At 72.6% G+C, this 18150-nt stretch carries 12 protein-coding genes; 8 read left to right on the top strand and 4 right to left on the bottom strand.

The genetic code is table 11. The features are described from left to right. From treS to AB0L74_RS24800, 4 genes are all read left to right on the top strand, one after another. The coding region (gene treS / locus AB0L74_RS24815; protein ID WP_365656356.1) for a maltose alpha-D-glucosyltransferase at nt 1–1513 on the top strand (1513 nt) is incomplete at its 5' end. A gap of 31 nt (nt 1514–1544) precedes the next feature. Continuing rightward, nucleotides 1545–2906, top strand: a complete 1362-nt coding sequence (locus AB0L74_RS24810) for a maltokinase (RefSeq protein ID WP_365656353.1) — start codon at nt 1545–1547, stop codon at nt 2904–2906. Between the two features lie 4 nt (nt 2907–2910). Further along, a complete protein-coding gene (glgB, locus tag AB0L74_RS24805; protein ID WP_365656350.1) occupies nt 2911–5133 on the top strand; it encodes a 1,4-alpha-glucan branching enzyme in 2223 nt (740 codons plus the stop codon). A 116-nt stretch (nt 5134–5249) separates the two neighbouring features. Next, nucleotides 5250–6338 carry a glutamate--cysteine ligase gene (locus AB0L74_RS24800; RefSeq protein ID WP_365656347.1) on the top strand — a complete coding sequence of 363 codons (1089 nt, stop codon included), beginning with the start codon at nt 5250–5252 and terminating at the stop codon, nt 6336–6338. Between the two features lie 21 nt (nt 6339–6359). Here the strand turns inward: AB0L74_RS24800 and AB0L74_RS24795 are convergent, their stop codons facing one another. After that, on the bottom strand, nt 6360–6593 hold the full coding sequence (locus AB0L74_RS24795; protein WP_365656344.1) for a DUF6480 family protein: 234 nt from the start codon (nt 6591–6593) through the stop codon (nt 6360–6362). Nucleotides 6594–6744: 151 nt separating this feature from the next. Between AB0L74_RS24795 and AB0L74_RS24790 the strand changes: the two genes are divergently transcribed. Further along, on the top strand, nt 6745–8652 hold the full coding sequence (locus tag AB0L74_RS24790) for an AMP-dependent synthetase/ligase (protein ID WP_365656341.1): 1908 nt from the start codon (nt 6745–6747) through the stop codon (nt 8650–8652). A gap of 21 nt (nt 8653–8673) precedes the next feature. Here AB0L74_RS24790 and AB0L74_RS24785 read toward each other — a convergent pair whose 3' ends face one another. After that, nucleotides 8674–8961 (bottom strand): DUF4190 domain-containing protein, encoded by a 288-nt coding sequence (locus AB0L74_RS24785; RefSeq protein WP_365656338.1) that lies wholly within the window; start codon nt 8959–8961, stop codon nt 8674–8676. Nucleotides 8962–9288: 327 nt separating this feature from the next. On the opposite strand from AB0L74_RS24785, the gene AB0L74_RS24780 reads away from it, so the two are divergent. Continuing rightward, a complete protein-coding gene (locus tag AB0L74_RS24780) occupies nt 9289–9723 on the top strand; it encodes an ATP-binding protein (RefSeq protein ID WP_365656371.1) in 435 nt (144 codons plus the stop codon). A 56-nt stretch (nt 9724–9779) separates the two neighbouring features. Here the strand turns inward: AB0L74_RS24780 and AB0L74_RS24775 are convergent, their stop codons facing one another. After that, complete coding sequence (locus AB0L74_RS24775) at nt 9780–10244, bottom strand: ATP-binding protein (protein ID WP_365656335.1); 465 nt, start codon at nt 10242–10244, stop codon at nt 9780–9782. A 154-nt stretch (nt 10245–10398) separates the two neighbouring features. Continuing rightward, a complete protein-coding gene (locus tag AB0L74_RS24770) occupies nt 10399–10770 on the bottom strand; it encodes a PRC-barrel domain-containing protein (protein WP_365656332.1) in 372 nt (123 codons plus the stop codon). Nucleotides 10771–11244: 474 nt separating this feature from the next. Between AB0L74_RS24770 and AB0L74_RS24765 the strand changes: the two genes are divergently transcribed. Then, entirely contained in the window at nt 11245–15519 is a 4275-nt protein-coding gene (locus tag AB0L74_RS24765) for a HAMP domain-containing protein (protein ID WP_365656329.1), read from the top strand. A gap of 223 nt (nt 15520–15742) precedes the next feature. Next, nucleotides 15743–18112, top strand: coding sequence for a SpoIIE family protein phosphatase (locus AB0L74_RS24760; RefSeq protein ID WP_365656368.1), 2370 nt, complete (start codon nt 15743–15745; stop codon nt 18110–18112). Nucleotides 18113–18150: the final 38 nt, after the last annotated feature.

Here is an 18150-nt window from a genome sequence, read left to right as displayed (position 1 = left end):
GCCCTTCTTCAAGTCGCCCCTGCGCGACGGCGGTTACGACGTCTCCGACTACACCGCCGTCCTGCCCGAGTTCGGCGACCTGGCCGACTTCGTGGGGTTCGTGGACGCCGCCCACCAGCGCGGCATGCGCGTGATCATCGACTTCGTCATGAACCACACCAGCGACCAGCACCCGTGGTTCCAGGAGTCCCGCAGGGACCCCGACGGCCCCTACGGCGACTACTACATGTGGGCCGACGACGACCAGCGGTACCAGGACGCCCGGATCATCTTCGTCGACACCGAGACCTCCAACTGGACCTACGACCCGGTGCGGGGCCAGTACTACTTCCACCGGTTCTTCTCCCACCAGCCGGACCTCAACTACGAGAACCCGGCCGTGCAGGAGGAGATCCTCGCCGCGCTCCGCTTCTGGCTCGACCTGGGCGTCGACGGCTACCGGCTGGACGCCGTGCCCTATCTGTACGCGGCCGAGGGCACCAACTGCGAGAACCTGCCCGCCACGCACGAGTTCCTCAAACGCGTCCGCCGCGAGATCGACGCGCTGTACCCGGACACCGTGCTGCTGGCGGAGGCGAACCAGTGGCCCGAGGACGTCGTCGACTACTTCGGCGACTTCTCCACCGGCGGCGACGAGTGCCACATGGCCTTCCACTTCCCGGTCATGCCGCGCATCTTCATGGCCGTACGGCGCGAATCGCGCTACCCGGTCTCCGAGATCCTGGCCAAGACCCCGGCCATCCCCTCGGGCTGCCAGTGGGGCATCTTCCTGCGCAACCACGACGAGCTGACCCTGGAGATGGTCACCGACGAAGAGCGCGACTACATGTGGGCCGAGTACGCCAAGGACCCCCGGATGCGCGCCAACATCGGCATCCGCCGCCGGCTGGCCCCCCTGCTCGACAACGACCGCCACACGATCGAGCTGTTCTCCGCTCTGCTGCTGTCCCTGCCCGGCTCGCCGATCATCTACTACGGCGACGAGATCGGCATGGGCGACAACATCTGGCTCGGCGACCGCGACGCCGTCCGCACCCCCATGCAGTGGACACCCGACCGCAACGCGGGTTTCTCCACCTGCGACCCGGGCCGTCTCACCCTGCCCACGATCATGGACCCGGTCTACGGCTACCAGGTCACCAACGTCGAGGCGTCGATGGCCTCGCCGTCCTCGCTGCTGCACTGGACCCGCCGCATGATCGAGATCCGCAAGCAGAACCCGGCCTTCGGTCTCGGCTCCTACACGGAACTGCCCTCCTCCAACCCCGCGGTGCTCGCCTTCCTGCGGGAGTACGAGGACGACCTGGTGCTGTGCGTGAACAACTTCGCGCGGTTCGCGCAGCCCACCGAACTCGACCTGCGCCGGTTCGCCGGGCGCCATCCGGTCGAGCTGTTCGGCGGAGTCCGTTTCCCCGCCATCGGCGAACTGCCGTACCTGCTGACCCTCGGGGGACACGGCTTCTACTGGTTCCGGCTCACCCGAGTCGCATCCCGCATCGGCCGCCGGCTGTGACCGGCACAGGCCGAGGAAAGGACGCGTCACCATGCCGAAGACCGCATCCCTGCGCCCGCGACGTACACGTCTCGCCGAGCCCATGGAGTCGCTCGGCGGGCTGTTGCGCGAGTGGCTGCCGCGGCAGCGCTGGTTCGCGGGCAAGGACCGGCCCGTCACCGACCTCGGCCTGCTGTCGATGACCGAGTTGTTCCCGGGCTGTCTGCACCTGCTGGTCCACGCGGCCCACGGCACCGTGCCCGCGCCCGGTGGCGCTTCCCCGGCCGGCGACTGCTACCAGCTGCTGCTCGGGGTGCGCGAGCATCCCGCGCCCCGGCTGGGCCGGGCGCTCATCGGGCAGGTGCAGGGGGGTCCGCTGGCCGGCCGCACGGTCTACGACGCGCTGCACGACCCCCGGGCGGCGCAGCTGCTGCTGGAGCGGCTGCGGCACCCCGGCAAGGCCGGTCCGGTGCGCTTCGAGTGCGATCCGTCCCGGCCGGTGCCGGGCGGGCTGGTGCCGCGGCTGCTGGACGCCGAGCAGTCCAATTCCTCGCTCGTGTACGGCGACGAGTTCATCCTCAAGCTCTTCCGGCGCATCCAGCCCGGCGTCAACCCGGACTTGGAGGTACCGGGCGCGCTGGCCCGGCAGGGCTGCGGCCGGGTGCCGGCGCCCGTGGCGTGGCTGCGCACCACCCATCCGTACGAGGCGACCCTCGGTGTGCTCCAGCCGTTCCTGCCGGGCGCGGCCGACGGCTGGACGCTGGCGCTGAACGCGCTGGCCTCGGGGGACGTCTTCACCGCGCAGGCCTACGAGCTGGGGAGGGCGACGGCGGAGGTGCACCTGGCGCTGGCCTCCGCCTTCCCGCCCGGCGCCCCCGGGGAGAACGGGCGGACGGCGGCGGCGATGACCGAGCGGCTGACCGCCGCCGCGCACTGCGTGCCGGCGCTCCAGCCGTTCGTGCCCCGGCTGCGGGCCGCCTTCGCCGCGCTGGCCACCTGCGATGTCGGGCCCCCGGCCCAGCGCATCCACGGCGACCTGCACCTGGGCCAGGTGCTGCGGGCCGGCCGCGAGTGGTTCGTCATCGACTTCGAGGGCGAGCCGTCCCGTCCGCTGGCCGAGCGGCGCAGCGCCCACTCCCCCGTACGGGACATCGCCGGCATGCTGCGTTCCTTCGACTACGCCGCCCGCCAGCGCCGCCCGTGGCGTCCGGAGTGGGCGCGCCGCTGCCGCGAGGCCTACTGCGCGGGCTACGCCGCCCACGCCGGGTGGGATCCGCGCAAGAAGCACGGCCTGCTGCGCGCCTACGAGACGGACCGGGCCGTGTACGAGGTGCTGTACGAGGCGCGGCACCGCCCCGACTGGCTTCCCGTTCCCATGGCGGCGATCGAACGACTCGCCGTGAGAGGAGACTGACACCGTGGCCCTGCGCGACACCTCGCTCCCCGAGCCGTCCGGTCCCGTCCCCGCCGCCTCCGGGCCGGCGGGCACCGCTCCGCCGCTGGACCCGTCCGACCGGGGGCGCCTGCTGGCGGGCGCCCACCACGATCCGCACGCCCTGCTCGGCGCCCATCCGGTGCCCGGCGGGATCGCCTTCCGGGCACTGCGCCCCTTCGCCCGGGCGGTGAGCGTGCTCGTCGGCGGCGAGCGGCATCCGCTCGTCTCGGAGGGCGACGGGCTGTTCTCCGGTGTCCTGCCCCTTCCGTCGATCCCCGAGTACACCCTGGTGGTGGCGTACGAGGACACCGAGTACGAGGTGCACGACCCCTACCGGTTCCGGCCGGCGCTCGGCGAGTTCGACCTGCACCTGATCCGCGAGGGGCGGCACGAGCAGCTGTGGAAGGCGCTCGGCGCCGAGCCGATGAGCCACCAGGGCGTGGCCGGCACCCGGTTCGCGGTGTGGGCGCCGAACGCGCGCGGGGTGCGGGTCGCCGGTGACTTCACCTACTGGGACGGGACCGCCTTCCCGATGCGGTCCCTCGGGTCGTCCGGGGTGTGGGAGCTGTTCCTGCCCGGCATCGGCGAGGGCGCCCGGTACAAGTTCGAGATCACGTCCCAGTACGGGCACCGGTTCCTCAAGGCCGACCCGATGGCGCGCCTGGCCGAGGAGCCGCCGAACACCGCGTCGGTGGTGACGGCGTCGGCCTACGAGTGGGGCGACCAGGAGTGGATGCGGCACCGGGGCGACACCCCGGTGCACGAGGCCCCGTTCTCGGTGTACGAGGTCCACCTTCCCTCGTGGCGGCCGGGACTGACGTACCGCCAGCTCGCCGAGGAGCTCCCCGCGTACGTCAGGGACCTCGGTTTCACCCATGTCGAGCTGATGCCGGTCGCCGAGCACCCCTACGGCCCCTCCTGGGGCTATCAGGTGACGTCGTACTACGCGCCCACCGCCCGGCTCGGCTCACCGGACGACTTCCGGTACCTGGTCGACTCCCTGCACCGGGCCGGCATCGGCGTGATCATGGACTGGGTGCCGGCGCACTTCCCGAAGGACGACTGGGCGCTGGCCCGGTTCGACGGCGACCCGCTGTACGAGCCGGGGGACGCGCGGCGGGCGGAGCACCCGGACTGGGGGACGTACACCTTCGACTTCGCCCGCACCGAGGTGCGCAACTTCCTCGTGGCGAACGCCGTGTACTGGTGCGAGGAGTTCCACATCGACGGGCTGCGGGTCGACGCGGTCGCCTCGATGCTCTACCTGGACTACTCGCGGGACTCCGGCCAGTGGGAGCCCAACGTGTACGGCGGCCGGGAGGACCTGGCGGCGATGGCGTTCCTCCAGGAGATGAACGCCACCGTCTACCGGCGGTGCCCCGGCGTGGTGACCATCGCGGAGGAGTCCACCGCGTGGGGCGGGGTGACCCGGCCCACCGACACCGGCGGCCTGGGTTTCGGCTTCAAGTGGAACATGGGCTGGATGCACGACTCGCTGGAGTACGTCTCCCGCGAGCCGGTGCACCGCGCGTACCACCACCACGAGATGACCTTCTCGATGGTGTACGCCTACAGCGAGAACTACGTCCTGCCGATCTCCCACGACGAGGTGGTGCACGGCAAGCGGGCCCTGGTCTCCAAGATGCCGGGCGACTGGTGGCAGCGGCGCGCCAACGTCCGCGCCTACCTGGCCTTCATGTGGGCCCACCCCGGCAAGCAGCTGCTGTTCATGGGGCAGGAGTTCGCCCAGGGAGCCGAGTGGTCGGAGAAGCACGGCCCGGAATGGTGGCTGCTGGACGACGGGTATCACTCGGCGGGCGATCACCGCGGGGTGCGGGACCTGGTGCGCGATCTGAACGCCCGCTACCGCGCCACCCCCGCGCTGTGGCAGCGCGACACCGATCCCGGCGGCTTCCGCTGGGTCGCGGTGGACGCCGCCGACGACAACGTCTTCGCGTTCCTGCGCTTCGACGCCGAGGGCGCCCCGCTGCTGGCGGTGTCGAACTTCTCCCCCGTGGTCCGCCACGACTACCGGCTCGACGCCGGCGACGACGCCGGCGCCTGGCAGGAGGTCCTCAACACCGACGCCGCCCGGTACGGCGGCAGCGACGTGATCAACCCGGGGCCGGTCAAGCCGGCGGAGGGAAGCCTGCGGCTCACGCTGCCGCCGCTGGCCACGGTGTGGCTGGTGCCCTGCGTTCTGTGATCCCCGGCGGCGCGACGAGGTGTCCGACCCGCCCCCACGGGGCAGGCGGGGTCCTACGACCGGCGAGCACCCTCGTCGTCGCCGCAAGCAGGGCATCACAGAAAGGCGGCCTCACGTTGCGCACCGTCGGAGTGGAGGAGGAACTCCTCCTGGTCGATCCGGAGACCGGCGAACCGCGGGCACGGTCCGCCGCCGTACTCGCCCGGGCCGCGCAGGACCCGGCCGAGGGGGACGTCTTCGAGAAGGAACTCCACGACCAGATGCTGGAGTTCGCCACCCATCCGCAGGCGGACATGGAACGTCTGCACGCCGAGATCGTCCGCTGCCGTAAGGAGGCCGCGCGGCACGCCGGAGAGATCGGCTGCGCCGTCGCCGCGCTCGCCACCTCGCCGCTGCCCGTCACCCCGGCCGTCGGGATGGGCCGCCGCTACCAGTGGATGGCCGACCAGTACGGCGTCGTGGTCCACGAGCAGCTCGTCCTCGGCTGCCACGTGCATGTGTCGGTGGAGTCCGACGAGGAGGGCGTCGCCGTCATCGACCGGGTGCGGCCCTGGCTGCCGGTGCTGGCCGCGCTGAGCGCGAACTCCCCCTTCTGGCAGGGCAAGGACAGCCGGTACAGCAGCTATCGCAGCCGGGTCTGGCAGCGCTGGCCGTCGGCCGGCCCGACCGAGCTGTTCGGGTCGGCGGAGCGCTACCACCGGCGGGTCGCGTCCATGGTCGCCACCGGCACCATCCTCGACGAGGCGATGGTCTACTTCGACGTCCGGCTCTCCCAGCGCTATCCGACCGTGGAGTTCCGCGTCGCGGACGTCTGCCTGCACTCGGACACCGCCGCGCTCATAGCCACGCTGGCGCGGGCCCTGGTGGAGACGGCGGCCCGGGAGTGGCGGGAAGGGCGGGAGCCCGCCGACCCCAGCGTGAGCCTGCTGCGGCTCGCCGCCTGGCGGGCCGCCCGCTCCGGGCTGACGGAGGAGCTGCTCCACCCGGCGACGATGCGGCGGATGCCCGCGGAGACGGTCGTACGGGCCCTGCTGGAGCACGTCGGGGAGGCGCTGGAGGCGTCCGGCGACCTCGACCGGGCCCGGGACGCCGTGGCGCGGCTGCTGCGCGACGGCAACGGGGCCCGTGTCCAGCGGGAGCTGCTGGAGCGCACGGGGAGCCTGCGGGACGTCGTGACCGAGTGCGTGCGCCGCACCCAGGGCTGACGTCCCGCCGTCCGCCCCGGCTCAGAAGATCAGGACGAGGGCGTACACCAGGAAGAACGCGGCGACCAGGACCACCAGGCCGAGGATGAGGGCCAGCGGTGCCTTGGCCCAGCCCTTGGGCGGGTTGTGCACCTCGCGCGGGCCCGCCTCGGGCAGGCTGCTCTCGGCCGGCGGGGTCTCGCCGGGCGGCACGCCGCCTCCCGGTTCCAGACCGGTGGTGCGCTCGGGCTCGGGATCGGGATTCGTGTAACTCATGCCGTCCGGGTCCCCCGATCCGGACAGGATCATCAGCGGGGAACACTTCCGCCGTCCCGGCGATCCGCCGCGCCCGCCTGGGTTAGATTCGGCACCGTCGATGACGGTGGTCGTCGGCGCGGTCACAGCCCGTACACGTCAGGAGCAGTGCATGCGCGACCTCGCTCCCGCTCTCCCGGCCGTCCCGCTCCCGACCGGCGGGCTGGCCGACAGCGTCTTCGAGCGGGCGGCCCGCACGCCGGAACTGCCGATGCTGGCCCGCCGCACCGGCACGTCACCGGACATCTGGGAAGAGGTGACGGCCGCCGCCTTCCGCGACGAGGTCATCGGCGTGGCCCGGGGACTGATCGCGTCCGGGATCGGCCCCGCCGACCGGGTCGCCGTGATGGCGCGCACCCGCTACGAGTGGACGATCCTCAGTCACGCCCTGTGGGCGGTGGGCGCCGAGGTCGTCCCCGTCTATCCGTCCGCCTCCCGCGAGCAGGTGGCGTGGATCCTGCGGGACGCCGGCTGCGTGGCCGCGGCCGTCGAGGACGAGCAGGGTCTGATGACGGTCGGCTCGGTGTGCGCGTCGCTGCCGCTGCTGCGCCATGTCTGGCAGCTGGACGCGGGCGCGCTGGAGGAGCTCACGGCCCGGGGCGCGTGCCTGCCGTGGGCCGCGGTCGACGCGATGCGCCGGATCGTGCCGCCGGACTCCACCGCGGTCGTCGCCTACACCTCCGGCACCACCGGCCGGGCCTTGGGCTGTGTCCTGAGCCACCGGAACCTGGCCTCCGTCTGCGACACGCTGCTGGCCGGCTGGGGGCACACGGCCGCGCCCCCGGGAGAGCAGGGAGCCGTGCTCGCCTTCCTGCCGTTCTCCCATGTGTACGGGCTGATGGTCCAGGGCCTGTGCGTGCGCGGCGGTCTGCTCATGGGGCACGAGCCGGACCTGGGGGCACAGGCGCTGACGGCGGCGCTGCGCTCCTTCCGCCCGACGTACTTCTACGCCGTCCCGTCGGTGTTCGAGAACCTCTACAAGGGGCTGCTGCGCACCGCGCGGGGGGCGGGAGGCGGGGCGCTGTTCGCGCGGGCCGCCGAGACGGCGCGGGACTTCGCCGCGGCATCGGAGCGGCAACGGCTGGGCAGGGGCCCGGGACCCGGTCTCGATCTGCGGCTCCGGCACGCCCTGTACGAGCGGACGGTGTACCGCCGGCTGCGGCAGGCCCTGGGCGGCCGGGTGCGCCGGGCGGTGTCCGGCGGTTCGCCGCTGAGCCGCGAGCTGTCCCTGTTCTTCGAGGGCATCGGCGTCCACGTCCACGACGGATACGGGCTGACGGAGACCGGGGGCGGAGTGACGATGCAGCCGCTCGGCCGGGAGAAGTCCGGGACCGTCGGGCAGGCCCTGCCCGGCACCCGGATCCGGGTGGCCGCCGACGGGGAGATCCTGGTGCGCGGGCCGTCGGTGTTCCGGGGGTACTCCGGTGACGCGTCCGCCACCAGAGCGGCGCTGCGCGACGGCTGGCTGGCCACCGGCGACCTCGGGCACCTGGACGAAGAGGGCTATCTGACGATCACCGGCCGCAAGAAGGACGTCATCATCACCAGCGGCGGCAAGAGCGTGGCGCCCGCCCTCCTGGAGCAGCGGCTGCGGATGCATCCGCTCGTCCACCAGGCGGTCGTCGTGGGCGACAACCGGCCCTGCGTCGGGGCGCTGATCACCCTGGATCCGCAGTTCCTGGCGCACTGGCGGGCGGGGCTGGCGTCGCAGGGCGAGGCGCCGCCGCGGGAGGCCCGCGAAGAGAACGCCCTGCGGGAGGAGGTGGCGCGCGCCGTGGCCGCCGCCAACAGCGCGGTGTCGCCTTCGGAGTCCATCCGGGTCTTCCGCGTCCTGGCGGAGCCGTTCGACGTGGCAGGCGGGCTCCTCACGCCGTCGATGAAACCGCACCGGGACGCGATCGTGCGGACCTACGCCTCGGAGATCGACGCGATGTACGCGACCCGGCCCGGCCGGCGACCGCCGGCCGGGCCGGGGGATCCGGTGCGGCGGGACGACCCGGACGACGTGCCCCGGCGCTGAAGGGCCGCCCCGCGGCGCGCGTCAGCCGCCCACGTACCAGGAGAAGCCGCCGTTGGACGCCGCCACCGCCCACAGGACGAGGAACAGGACCAGGTCGATGACGCCGAGGACGATCCCGGCCTTGGCCATGCCCGCGCCGCCCTTGGCCGGTGCCTGGCGCATGCCGACGGCGCCCAGGACGATGGCGACCGGGCCGAGAATGACGTTGAAAACGAGCAGTCCGACGATCCCGCAGATCAGACTGGCGACGGCCAGGCCGTTGGTGCGCGACCCGGCGGAGGCGGCAGGGGAACTGCCGTAACCCGTCATCAGAATCTCCCTGTGTCGGGGGGATGGAAACGGCGGCGCGCCCTCCTTCACGGGGCGCGCCGGTGTGTTGACCGCCGTCCGGGTGCCCAGGCGACCCGCCCCTATTCCCGGTGTATGTGCGGTATTTCACGCACCGGGCCGGGTGCCGGGGAGAACCGGTACAAAGGACGGGGGCGTGCGGTGGCGCGCGGCCCCGGCAGCCGTGCGTGGCAGGGCCGTCACCCGCAGTCGGGGGGCGCGTAGGCTCTGCCGGCACGGGAACTAGCAGACGAGGGGGACGCAAGGGAAAGGACGACAGCCCTGCTGATGCCGGGCCTGGAAGGCGAGATGGCAGCCGAGCCGCGTTGGGACAAGACACTGGGTTCCGAAGAGATCACGAACCGCACCGCCGGTTTCGCGGGCGAGTTGCACAACGTGACGGGCGCGCGCCTGGTCGCGGAGGAGTTCCTCTACGACCTGTCACGCGTGTCCGCCCCGTCGGCCCCCGAGCACTGGGACGACATCCTCCTGGTCGTCACGGAACTGGCCGCGAACGCGGTCCAGTACGCCCCGGGACCCTTCGAGCTGAGCCTGCGCCGGACGTTCGACGGTGTGCACGTGGTGATGCACGACACGAGTACGACTCCGCCGGCGCCCCGCCCCTTCCACCCGAGCCGCGGCGGTGGCGGCATCGGCTGGCACCTGATCCACACGCTCAGCGATCAGGTCAGTGTCGTCACCCACGAGCGGGGCAAGGAGATCCACGTCTTCCTCCCCTGGTGAGGCGGGTGGCGGCGCGCTCCGCGCCGGGCCGCGGGGCCGGAGGCCCGGCGCGGGTCTCAGGCCGGCTCGGCGGGACGGATCGGCACGAGCGCGCTGATGGTCTTGCCGCCCTCGGTACGCCGGTCGACGGCGACCTCCCGCGCCAGGCGGACGATGAGCGGCCAGCCGTATCCGCTGCCGCGATGCGTGACGGGGAGCGGGGCCGCGCCGAGCGCGGCTTCGGGGATGACCTCGCTGTAGTCGTGCACCGCGACCCGTATGCCGCCGGAGGTGGCCCACGCCTCGAAGCCGGCCAGTCCACCGCCGTGCCGGATCGCGTTGGTGACCAGTTCCGAGACGACGAGCAGCAGGTCGATGACGTCCTGCTCCCGTGCCTCGCGGCCCGCCTCGTCCCATTCCGCGCGGACCACGGACCGGGCGTAGGCCCGCGCGCTCGCCGCACTGTCCACCGCACCCCGTACCGGGGTCGTCACCGGCGCGTCGCCGGTCGCCGCCGCCGCGGCCCCGTCCCTTGGTTCCATGTCTGACGTGTCCCCGTTTCCACTCCCCGCGCACCGGTGTGTCGTCCCGGACGCCCGGCTCGTGGCCGCCGCGGTGTGCGGCGGCCGATCCGCTTCTGGCCGTTCACGTTCCCCGGCGACGACCGGCGCCCCGCGGGTGTCGTACCGCGCCCGCTCAGGTCGCAGGGGCCTGCCGAGGCGGCAGGCCGTGATAGTAGTCCCCCACGGCCGCGAGGTACGCACGGTCCATGGTCTCGCTGTCGGTGCGGAAGCGGGGAGCGGCCTTGACCTCCGCCCTGGTGCAGGCCACTGCGACCTGCCCGGCCTCGGTGTCGATGGCCGTCACGACGCCGACCGGCACGAGAACGCTCCGGCCAAAGATCCATACGCCGGTGTCGACGACGAGGTGCCGCATGCCGTGGTGGTCGGCCTGCCGGTCCACATGGCCGATGGTGCCGTCGCTCGCGACGACGGTGCAGCCCGTCAGGTCCTGTCCCTCCGCGTATCCGCTCTGCGGCGGGTACGACCAGATGCTGTCCGTGGGCAACTGCTGCTTCCCTCCCGTTGTGCCGACGACACCGGCCGGGCGGCGGGTCCTGCCCGGCGGTTCCACAGCTGCTGATACCCGGCCATCGCACCCCCATTCGGATCGCACCGTGACATGACGGCGGCAGGCCGTCGGGAGCGGGACATCGCCCCGGCGCGCGGCGGACGCGAGGGCATCCGGGAGGCGGCCGTCCACTCCTCGTCCTCCCCGGAAAACGGGAGGGAAAACCCCTTCGCATACCCGTTTTCCGCCTCGTCATGCACGAACGCTCCCGGCCCGCCTCAGCGCGCGCACCAGGTGGCACCGTGCTTTGTTCCGTGCCCTCCGTGTGGGTTAGCCTCTGGCGTATTTCTTCGTCGCGCAGATCCGTGAACTGCGGAAATGCACGCACGAGCTGCCGGGCCCGATCGGCCCGGCACGGTTCCGAGCCCTCGGTCCCTCCGAGGGCTCCTGGGGAGCGGAACGAGGGTGCGCATGACCAGCGACAGCACCGGCACCGTCGGCACGGTGCCGGGCGACCAGGAGCTGCGCCGGCTCCTGGAGGGCCTGACGGCCGTACGGGACGGGGACTTCGGCACACGGCTGCCGGACGACGCGGGCGGGCTGATGGGTGACATCGCCAAGGTCTTCAACGGCATGGTCGACCAACTGTCCGTCTTCACCTCCGAGGTGACCCGGGTGGCCCGCGAGGTCGGCACCGAGGGGACACTCGGCGGGCAGGCCGAGGTGCCGGGGGTCTCGGGCACCTGGGCGGACCTCACGGACTCGGTCAACGCGATGGCCGGAAACCTGACGACACAGGTCCGGGACATCGCGCAGGTGGCCACGGCGGTGGCCAAGGGCGATCTGTCGCAGAAGATCGACGTGCCCGCGCGGGGGGAGATCCTGGAGCTGAAGGAGACCGTCAACACGATGGTCGACCAGCTCTCCGCCTTCGCCGACGAGGTCACCCGCGTCGCCCGCGAGGTCGGCAGCGAAGGACGGCTCGGCGGCCAGGCCAAGGTGCCCGGGGTCGCCGGTGTGTGGCGTGACCTGACGGACTCCGTGAACCACATGGCGGGCAACCTGACCAGCCAGGTGCGTTCCATCGCCCAGGTCACCACGGCGGTGGCCAAGGGCGACCTGTCCCAGAAGATCACCGTCGACGCCCGCGGCGAGATCCTGGAGCTGAAGAACACCATCAACACGATGGTCGACCAGCTCTCCGCCTTCGCCGACGAGGTCACCCGCGTCGCCCGCGAGGTCGGCACCGAGGGACGGCTCGGCGGCCAGGCGGACGTCAAGGGCGTCAAGGGCACCTGGCGCGATCTGACGGACTCGGTGAACTTCATGGCGGGCAACCTCACCGCCCAGGTGCGCAACGTGGCCCAGGTCGCCACGGCGGTGGCCGAGGGCGACCTGTCCCAGAAGATCACCGTCGACGCCCGCGGCGAGATCCTGGAGCTGAAGAACACCATCAACACGATGGTCGACCAGCTCTCCGCCTTCGCCGACGAGGTCACCCGCGTCGCCCGCGAGGTCGGCACCGAGGGCAACCTGGGCGGGCAGGCGACGGTCCGCGGGGTGTCGGGCACCTGGAAGGACCTCACCGACAACGTCAACGTGATGGCGAGGAACCTCACCGGCCAGGTGCGCTCCATCGCCCAGGTGGCCACCGCCGTGGCCCGCGGCGATCTGTCGCAGCGGATCACGGTGGAGGCCAAGGGCGAGGTCGCGGCGCTGGCCGGGGTCATCAACACGATGGTCGACACCCTCTCGGCGTTCGCGGACGAGGTGACCCGCGTGGCCCGCGAGGTCGGCACCGAGGGGCGGCTCGGCGGCCAGGCCCATGTGCCGAACGTGGCCGGTACGTGGAAGGACCTCACCGACAACGTCAACTCCATGGCCAACAACCTCACCGGCCAGGTGCGCAACATCGCGCTGGTGACGACCGCGGTGGCCAAGGGCGATCTGTCCAAGAAGATCGACGTCGACGCCCGCGGCGAGATCCTCGAACTCAAGACGACCATCAACACGATGGTCGACCAGCTCTCCGCCTTCGCCGACGAGGTCACCCGCGTCGCCCGCGAGGTCGGCACCGAGGGGCGCCTGGGCGGCCAGGCCGAGGTGGAGGGCGTCTCCGGCACCTGGAAGCGCCTGACGGAGAACGTCAACGAACTGGCGGGCAACCTGACCCGGCAGGTCCGCGCGATCGCCGAGGTCGCCAGCGCCGTCGCCGAGGGCGACCTGACGCGCTCGATCACCGTGGAGGCGTCCGGCGAGGTCGCCGAGTTGAAGGACAACATCAACTCCATGGTGGAGTCCCTGCGCGAGACCACGCAGGCCAACCAGGAGCAGGACTGGCTCAAGACCAACCTCGCCCGCATCTCCAGCCTGATGCAGGGGCACCGGGACCTGCCCGTGGTCGCCGAGCTGATCATGGACGAGCTGACTCCCCTGGTATCGGCCCAGTACGGTGCCTTCTATCTGGCCGAGGACGGCGACGACGGCCCCGAGCTGCGGCTCGTCGGCTCCTACGGCCGGCCCGAGGAGGACCCGCGGCCCACCCGCATCGGCTTCGGCCGCACCCTGGTCGGCCAGGCCGCGCGCAGCCGCCGCGCCATCACGGTGGACGAGCTGCCGCCCGGTTACGTCACCGTCTCCTCCGGCCTCGGCGAGGTGGTGCCGACCGCGCTCGTGGTGCTGCCCATCGTGGTCGAGGGCCAGGTGCTCGGAGTGATCGAGCTGGCGTCGGTCAGCCCGTTCACCCAGATCCACCAGGACTTCCTGGCCCAGCTGATGGAGACCATCGGCGTCAACCTCAACACGATCGTGGCCAACGCCCGCACCGACGTGCTGCTGGCGGAGTCGCAGCGCCTGACGGCCGAACTCCAGGCCCGCTCGGCGGAGTTGCAGGTGCAGCAGGAGGAGTTGCAGCGCTCGAACGCCGAACTGGAGGAGAAGGCCACGCTGCTGGTCGCGCAGAACCGGGACATCGAGGCGAAGAACCTGCAGATCGAGCAGGCGCGGCAGGAGCTGGAGGCCCGGGCCCAGCAGCTGTCGCTGGCGTCGAAGTACAAGTCGGAGTTCCTGGCGAACATGAGCCACGAACTGCGCACCCCGCTCAACAGCCTGCTCATCCTCGCCCAGCTGCTCGCGCAGAACCCCTCGCGCAACCTCACCCCCAAGCAGGTCGAGTACGCGCAGATCATCCATTCCGCCGGCTCGGACCTGCTCCAGCTCATCAACGACATCCTCGACCTGTCGAAGGTCGAGGCGGGCAAGATGGACGTGGCGCCCGAGCGGGTGACGCTGCGGCAGCTCATCGAGTACGTCGAGGCCACCTTCCGGCCCATGACCACGCAGAAGGGACTCGACTTCACCGTCACCACCGCGCCCGGGGCCCCCGCCGACCTGCTCACCGACGACTCCCGGCTGCGGCAGGTGCTGCGCAACCTGCTGTCCAACGCCGTGAAGTTCACCGAGCGGGGCGGCGTGGAGCTGCGCGTCGAACCGGCGGCGGACGGGGAGGTGCCGGACGGCGTGCTGCGGGGCGGCGCGGTGGTGGCGTTCCGGGTGAAGGACACCGGCATCGGCATCCCGGAACAGCACCTGGAGACCATCTTCGGCGCCTTCCAGCAGGCGGACGGCACCACGAGCCGCAAGTACGGCGGCACCGGCCTCGGCCTGTCCATCACCCGCGAGATCGCCCAGCTCCTCGGCGGCGCCGTCACCGTGGACAGCACACCCGGACAGGGCAGCACCTTCACGCTGTTCCTGCCCGTGGCGCGGCCCGACTTCGAGGAGCTGCTCGGTCACGGCCCCGCGGCGGAGCAGGCCCCGGCCGACGCGCCCGCCGACGTGCTCGCCGCCCCGGCCGCGCCGCAGATCACGTCCGGGCCGCGGCGGCGTCCTCGGCGGCTGCTGGTGGTGGAGGAACGGCCGCGCGGTCTGCTGACCCTGGTCGCGGAGAGCGTCGTGACCGACCTGACGCACGGCCGGGACGACGCGGGTCCCCGGCCGCCGGTGGACATCATCACCGCCGTGGGCGCGCAGGAGGCGGCCGGCGCCCTGGCCGCCGACCCCTGCCACTGCGTGGTCCTGGAGCTGGGCATGCCGGAGGGCGAGGCGTCCCGGTTCCTCCAGGCGCTGGAGGGCGACTCGGCGCTGGCGAGCGTGCCGGTGCTCGTGCACAGCGGCCACCGCACGGACGCCGCCCTGGAGGAGAGCCTGCGGTCGCGGTCGGCCGGCGGGGCCCTGGAGTTCCTGTCCAGCCTCGACGAACTGCGCGAGCGCATCGCGCTGCACCTGTCCGCGGAGGAGCCCGGGGACGTGCTGTCCCTGGTGCGCCCGGAGGAGCCGCAGCGCCTCGCGCCGCAGCCCCTCGACGCGTCGCCGTCCGGCCGTACCGTCCTCGTCGTCGACGACGACGCGCGCAACCTCTTCGCGCTCAGCGGGATCCTCGAACTGCACGGCTTCCGGGTGCTGCACGCGGAGAACGGGCGCAAGGGCATCGAGACGCTGGTCGGCAACCCGGATGTCGCGCTGGTCCTGATGGACGTGATGATGCCGGAGATGGACGGCTACACGGCGACCGCGGAGATCCGCAAGATGCCGCAGTACGCGGAGCTGCCCATCATCGCGGTCACGGCCAAGGCGATGCCCGGCGACCGGGAGAAGTCCCTCGCCTCGGGCGCCAGTGACTACGTCACCAAACCCGTGGACACCCGCGATCTCATCGCCTGCGTCCGGCGGTGGCTGCCCGCATGAGGCCGGCCCCCGTCCCGTACACCGGTGGGCCGGGCGGCCCGCGGCGCCCCGCGTCGCGTGCCGCGGCGTCCCGCAGCCGAGGAGCAGTCACCCCGTGAGCATCTCCGAGCACCCGAGCGAACCGGTCGGCGGCCAGCCGCGGTTCGAGGCCGCCGCGTCCGGGGCCGACGCCCCGCCGGAGGCACTCGTCTTCTTCGACGCCCCGTCCGCCGGCCTCGCCGGCATCCCCCCGCTCTCCCCCGTGGGCCGGCTGGCGGCCACGGTGGAGCGGCTCAGCCGCGAGGTGCGGGCCGCACAGGCGGAGGCCGAGGGACGGGCCCTGATCGAACTGGCCAAGGGCATCCTGGTCGAGCGGCTCGGGTGCGGCCCGGCGCGGGCCGCCCGGCAACTGGCCGAGCTGGCCGAGCAGGCCCAGGTGACACCGCTGGAACTGGCCGTCGACGTCATCAACCAGGCCGCCCGGGACCGGGTGTCGGAGGTGACGGACGCGTTCCTGGCCGCCACCGCCGCCGCGGAGGCCGAGGCCGCCGGGGAGGGCACCGGCTCCGAGGACGCCGAGGCGGAGTCGGCCGCCGTGCGGCTGCGGGCGGCCGAGAGCGGCGCGCTGGCGGCGGACGACACCCAGGCCGTCGCCGTCTCCCTGCTGGAGCAGGCGCTGCGCCCGCTGGGCGCGGTGGCCGTGGCGATCTGGGCGGCGGGCGCCGACGGATCGCTGACTCTGGCCGGCAGTGCCGGCTTCTCCCCCGCCGAGGCCGCCCGCTGGCGGTACGTCCCGCCGGACGTGGTGACGGTGGCGCGGCGCGGCCTGACCGAACGCCAGGGGCAGTGGATCGCCTCGCTCGGCCGGACGGGGCTGCCCAGCATCGGCCGGCACCAGCACCCCGACGGCGGCCGGGTCGCCGTGCCCGCCGGGACCGGTGGCCGCATCCACGGCGTTCTGGAGATCGTCTGGGCCGCGCCCCTGGCGCCGCAGCCGCCGCAGATCATCCGTCAGGTGGAGGCCCTGGCCGAGCTGTGCGCCCACACCCTGGAGACCTACAGCCCGCCGCTGGGCGCGGCGCAGGAACCGCGGGTGCTGCCGGACGCGGCGGAGCTGATGGACCTGGCCGACGGGCTGCACGACCCGGCGCTGGTCCTGGTGCCGCACCTGGACGGCTCCGGGAACCTGGGGGACTTCCGCATCCACCATGTCAACGACCGTTTCCTGGACCCGGCCGGCCGGCCGCGCGCGGTGGTGAACGGCGCGCTGCTGCTGGAGGCCTACCCCATGGCCGCCGGGGAGAGCGAGCTGTTCCAGCGGGTGGAGCGGGTGTATGCGACGGGCGAGCCGTTCCGGGCCCGCCGGATGAATCTCACCGCCCTGGTCGACCAGGTGCCGCTGTCGGCGGTCGCGGACATCAGCATCAGCCGGCACGGCAACGCCGTCCTGCTCATCTGGCGCATCGAGGACGAGACGGCACGGCTGGCGAGTCTGCTCCAGCACGCCCAGCGTCTTGGCCGTATCGGCGGTTTCGAGGAGAACCTGCTCACCGGCGAGATCACCTGGAACGGGCAGCTGTTCGACCTGTACGGGCGCCCCGAGTCGAGCACGCCGGTGCCGTTGGAGGAACTGCCCGCGCACGCCCACCCGGACGACGCGGTGACCATCGGCCGCTTCCTGCGGACCCTGCTGCACCACCGGCGGCCCGCGTCGGCGGCGTTCCGCCTCCAGCGGCCGGACGGGGTGACCCGGCACATCCGGGTCGTCGCCGAACCGGTGCTGGACACCGACGGCCGGCTGCTCGTGGTCCGCGGGGCCTACCAGGACATCTCGGCCCAGCACTGGACGGAGGTGGCGCTCGCCGCGACCCGCGACCAGCTGGCGCACACCGAGCAGCAGGCCAGTGAACGCAGCCGGCTGGCGTTGCAGTTGCAGCAGGCCATCATGCCGCCGACGCACGCCCCGCTGCGGCTGCCCGAGCTCCAGGTGGCGGTCCGCTACCGGCCCGCGGAGACCGAGCAGTTGGTGGGCGGCGACTGGTACGACGCCGTCGTCCTGCCGTCCGGGCTGGTGCTGCTGAGCGTCGGCGACGTGGCCGGGCACGGTATAGAGGCCGCGACCAGCATGGTCGTGCTGCGCAACGCGCTGCGCGGCCTGGCCGTGACCGGCGCGGGGCCGGGCCAGCTGCTGTCGTGGCTCAACATGGTGGCGCACCATCTGACGGGCGAGGTCACGGCCACGGCGGTGTGCGGTCTGTACGACCCGGCCACCCGGGCGCTGCGGTGGGCCAGGGCGGGCCATCTGCCGCCGGTGCTGGTGCGCGAGGCGGAGGCGGCTCCGCTGCCGCTGGTGAAGGGCATGCTCCTCGGGGCGGTGCCGGAGACCGCGTACGAGGAGGCGGAGATCCAGCTCGCGCCCGAGGACACCTTGCTGATGTACACCGACGGCCTCATCGAGCGCCGCGACCGCTCCGTGGAGGAGACCCTGACGCATCTGCTGACGACCGCCCGCGCGGCGCCGAGCACGCTCGACCAGCAACTGGACCGCCTGCTCACCTACAGCAGGTCGGACACGGACGATGACACGTGCATCGTGGGCATCCGGGTCAGCTGACCGGGGCCCGCGGGACGGGCGGCGGGCGTCACGGCACC

This window comes from Streptomyces sp. NPDC052020 (genome assembly GCF_040680575.1).
Taxonomy (GTDB): domain Bacteria; phylum Actinomycetota; class Actinomycetes; order Streptomycetales; family Streptomycetaceae; genus Streptomyces.
The sequence above is the reverse complement of the archived record's forward strand: the minus strand, read 5'-3'. Positions and strand labels throughout refer to the sequence as shown.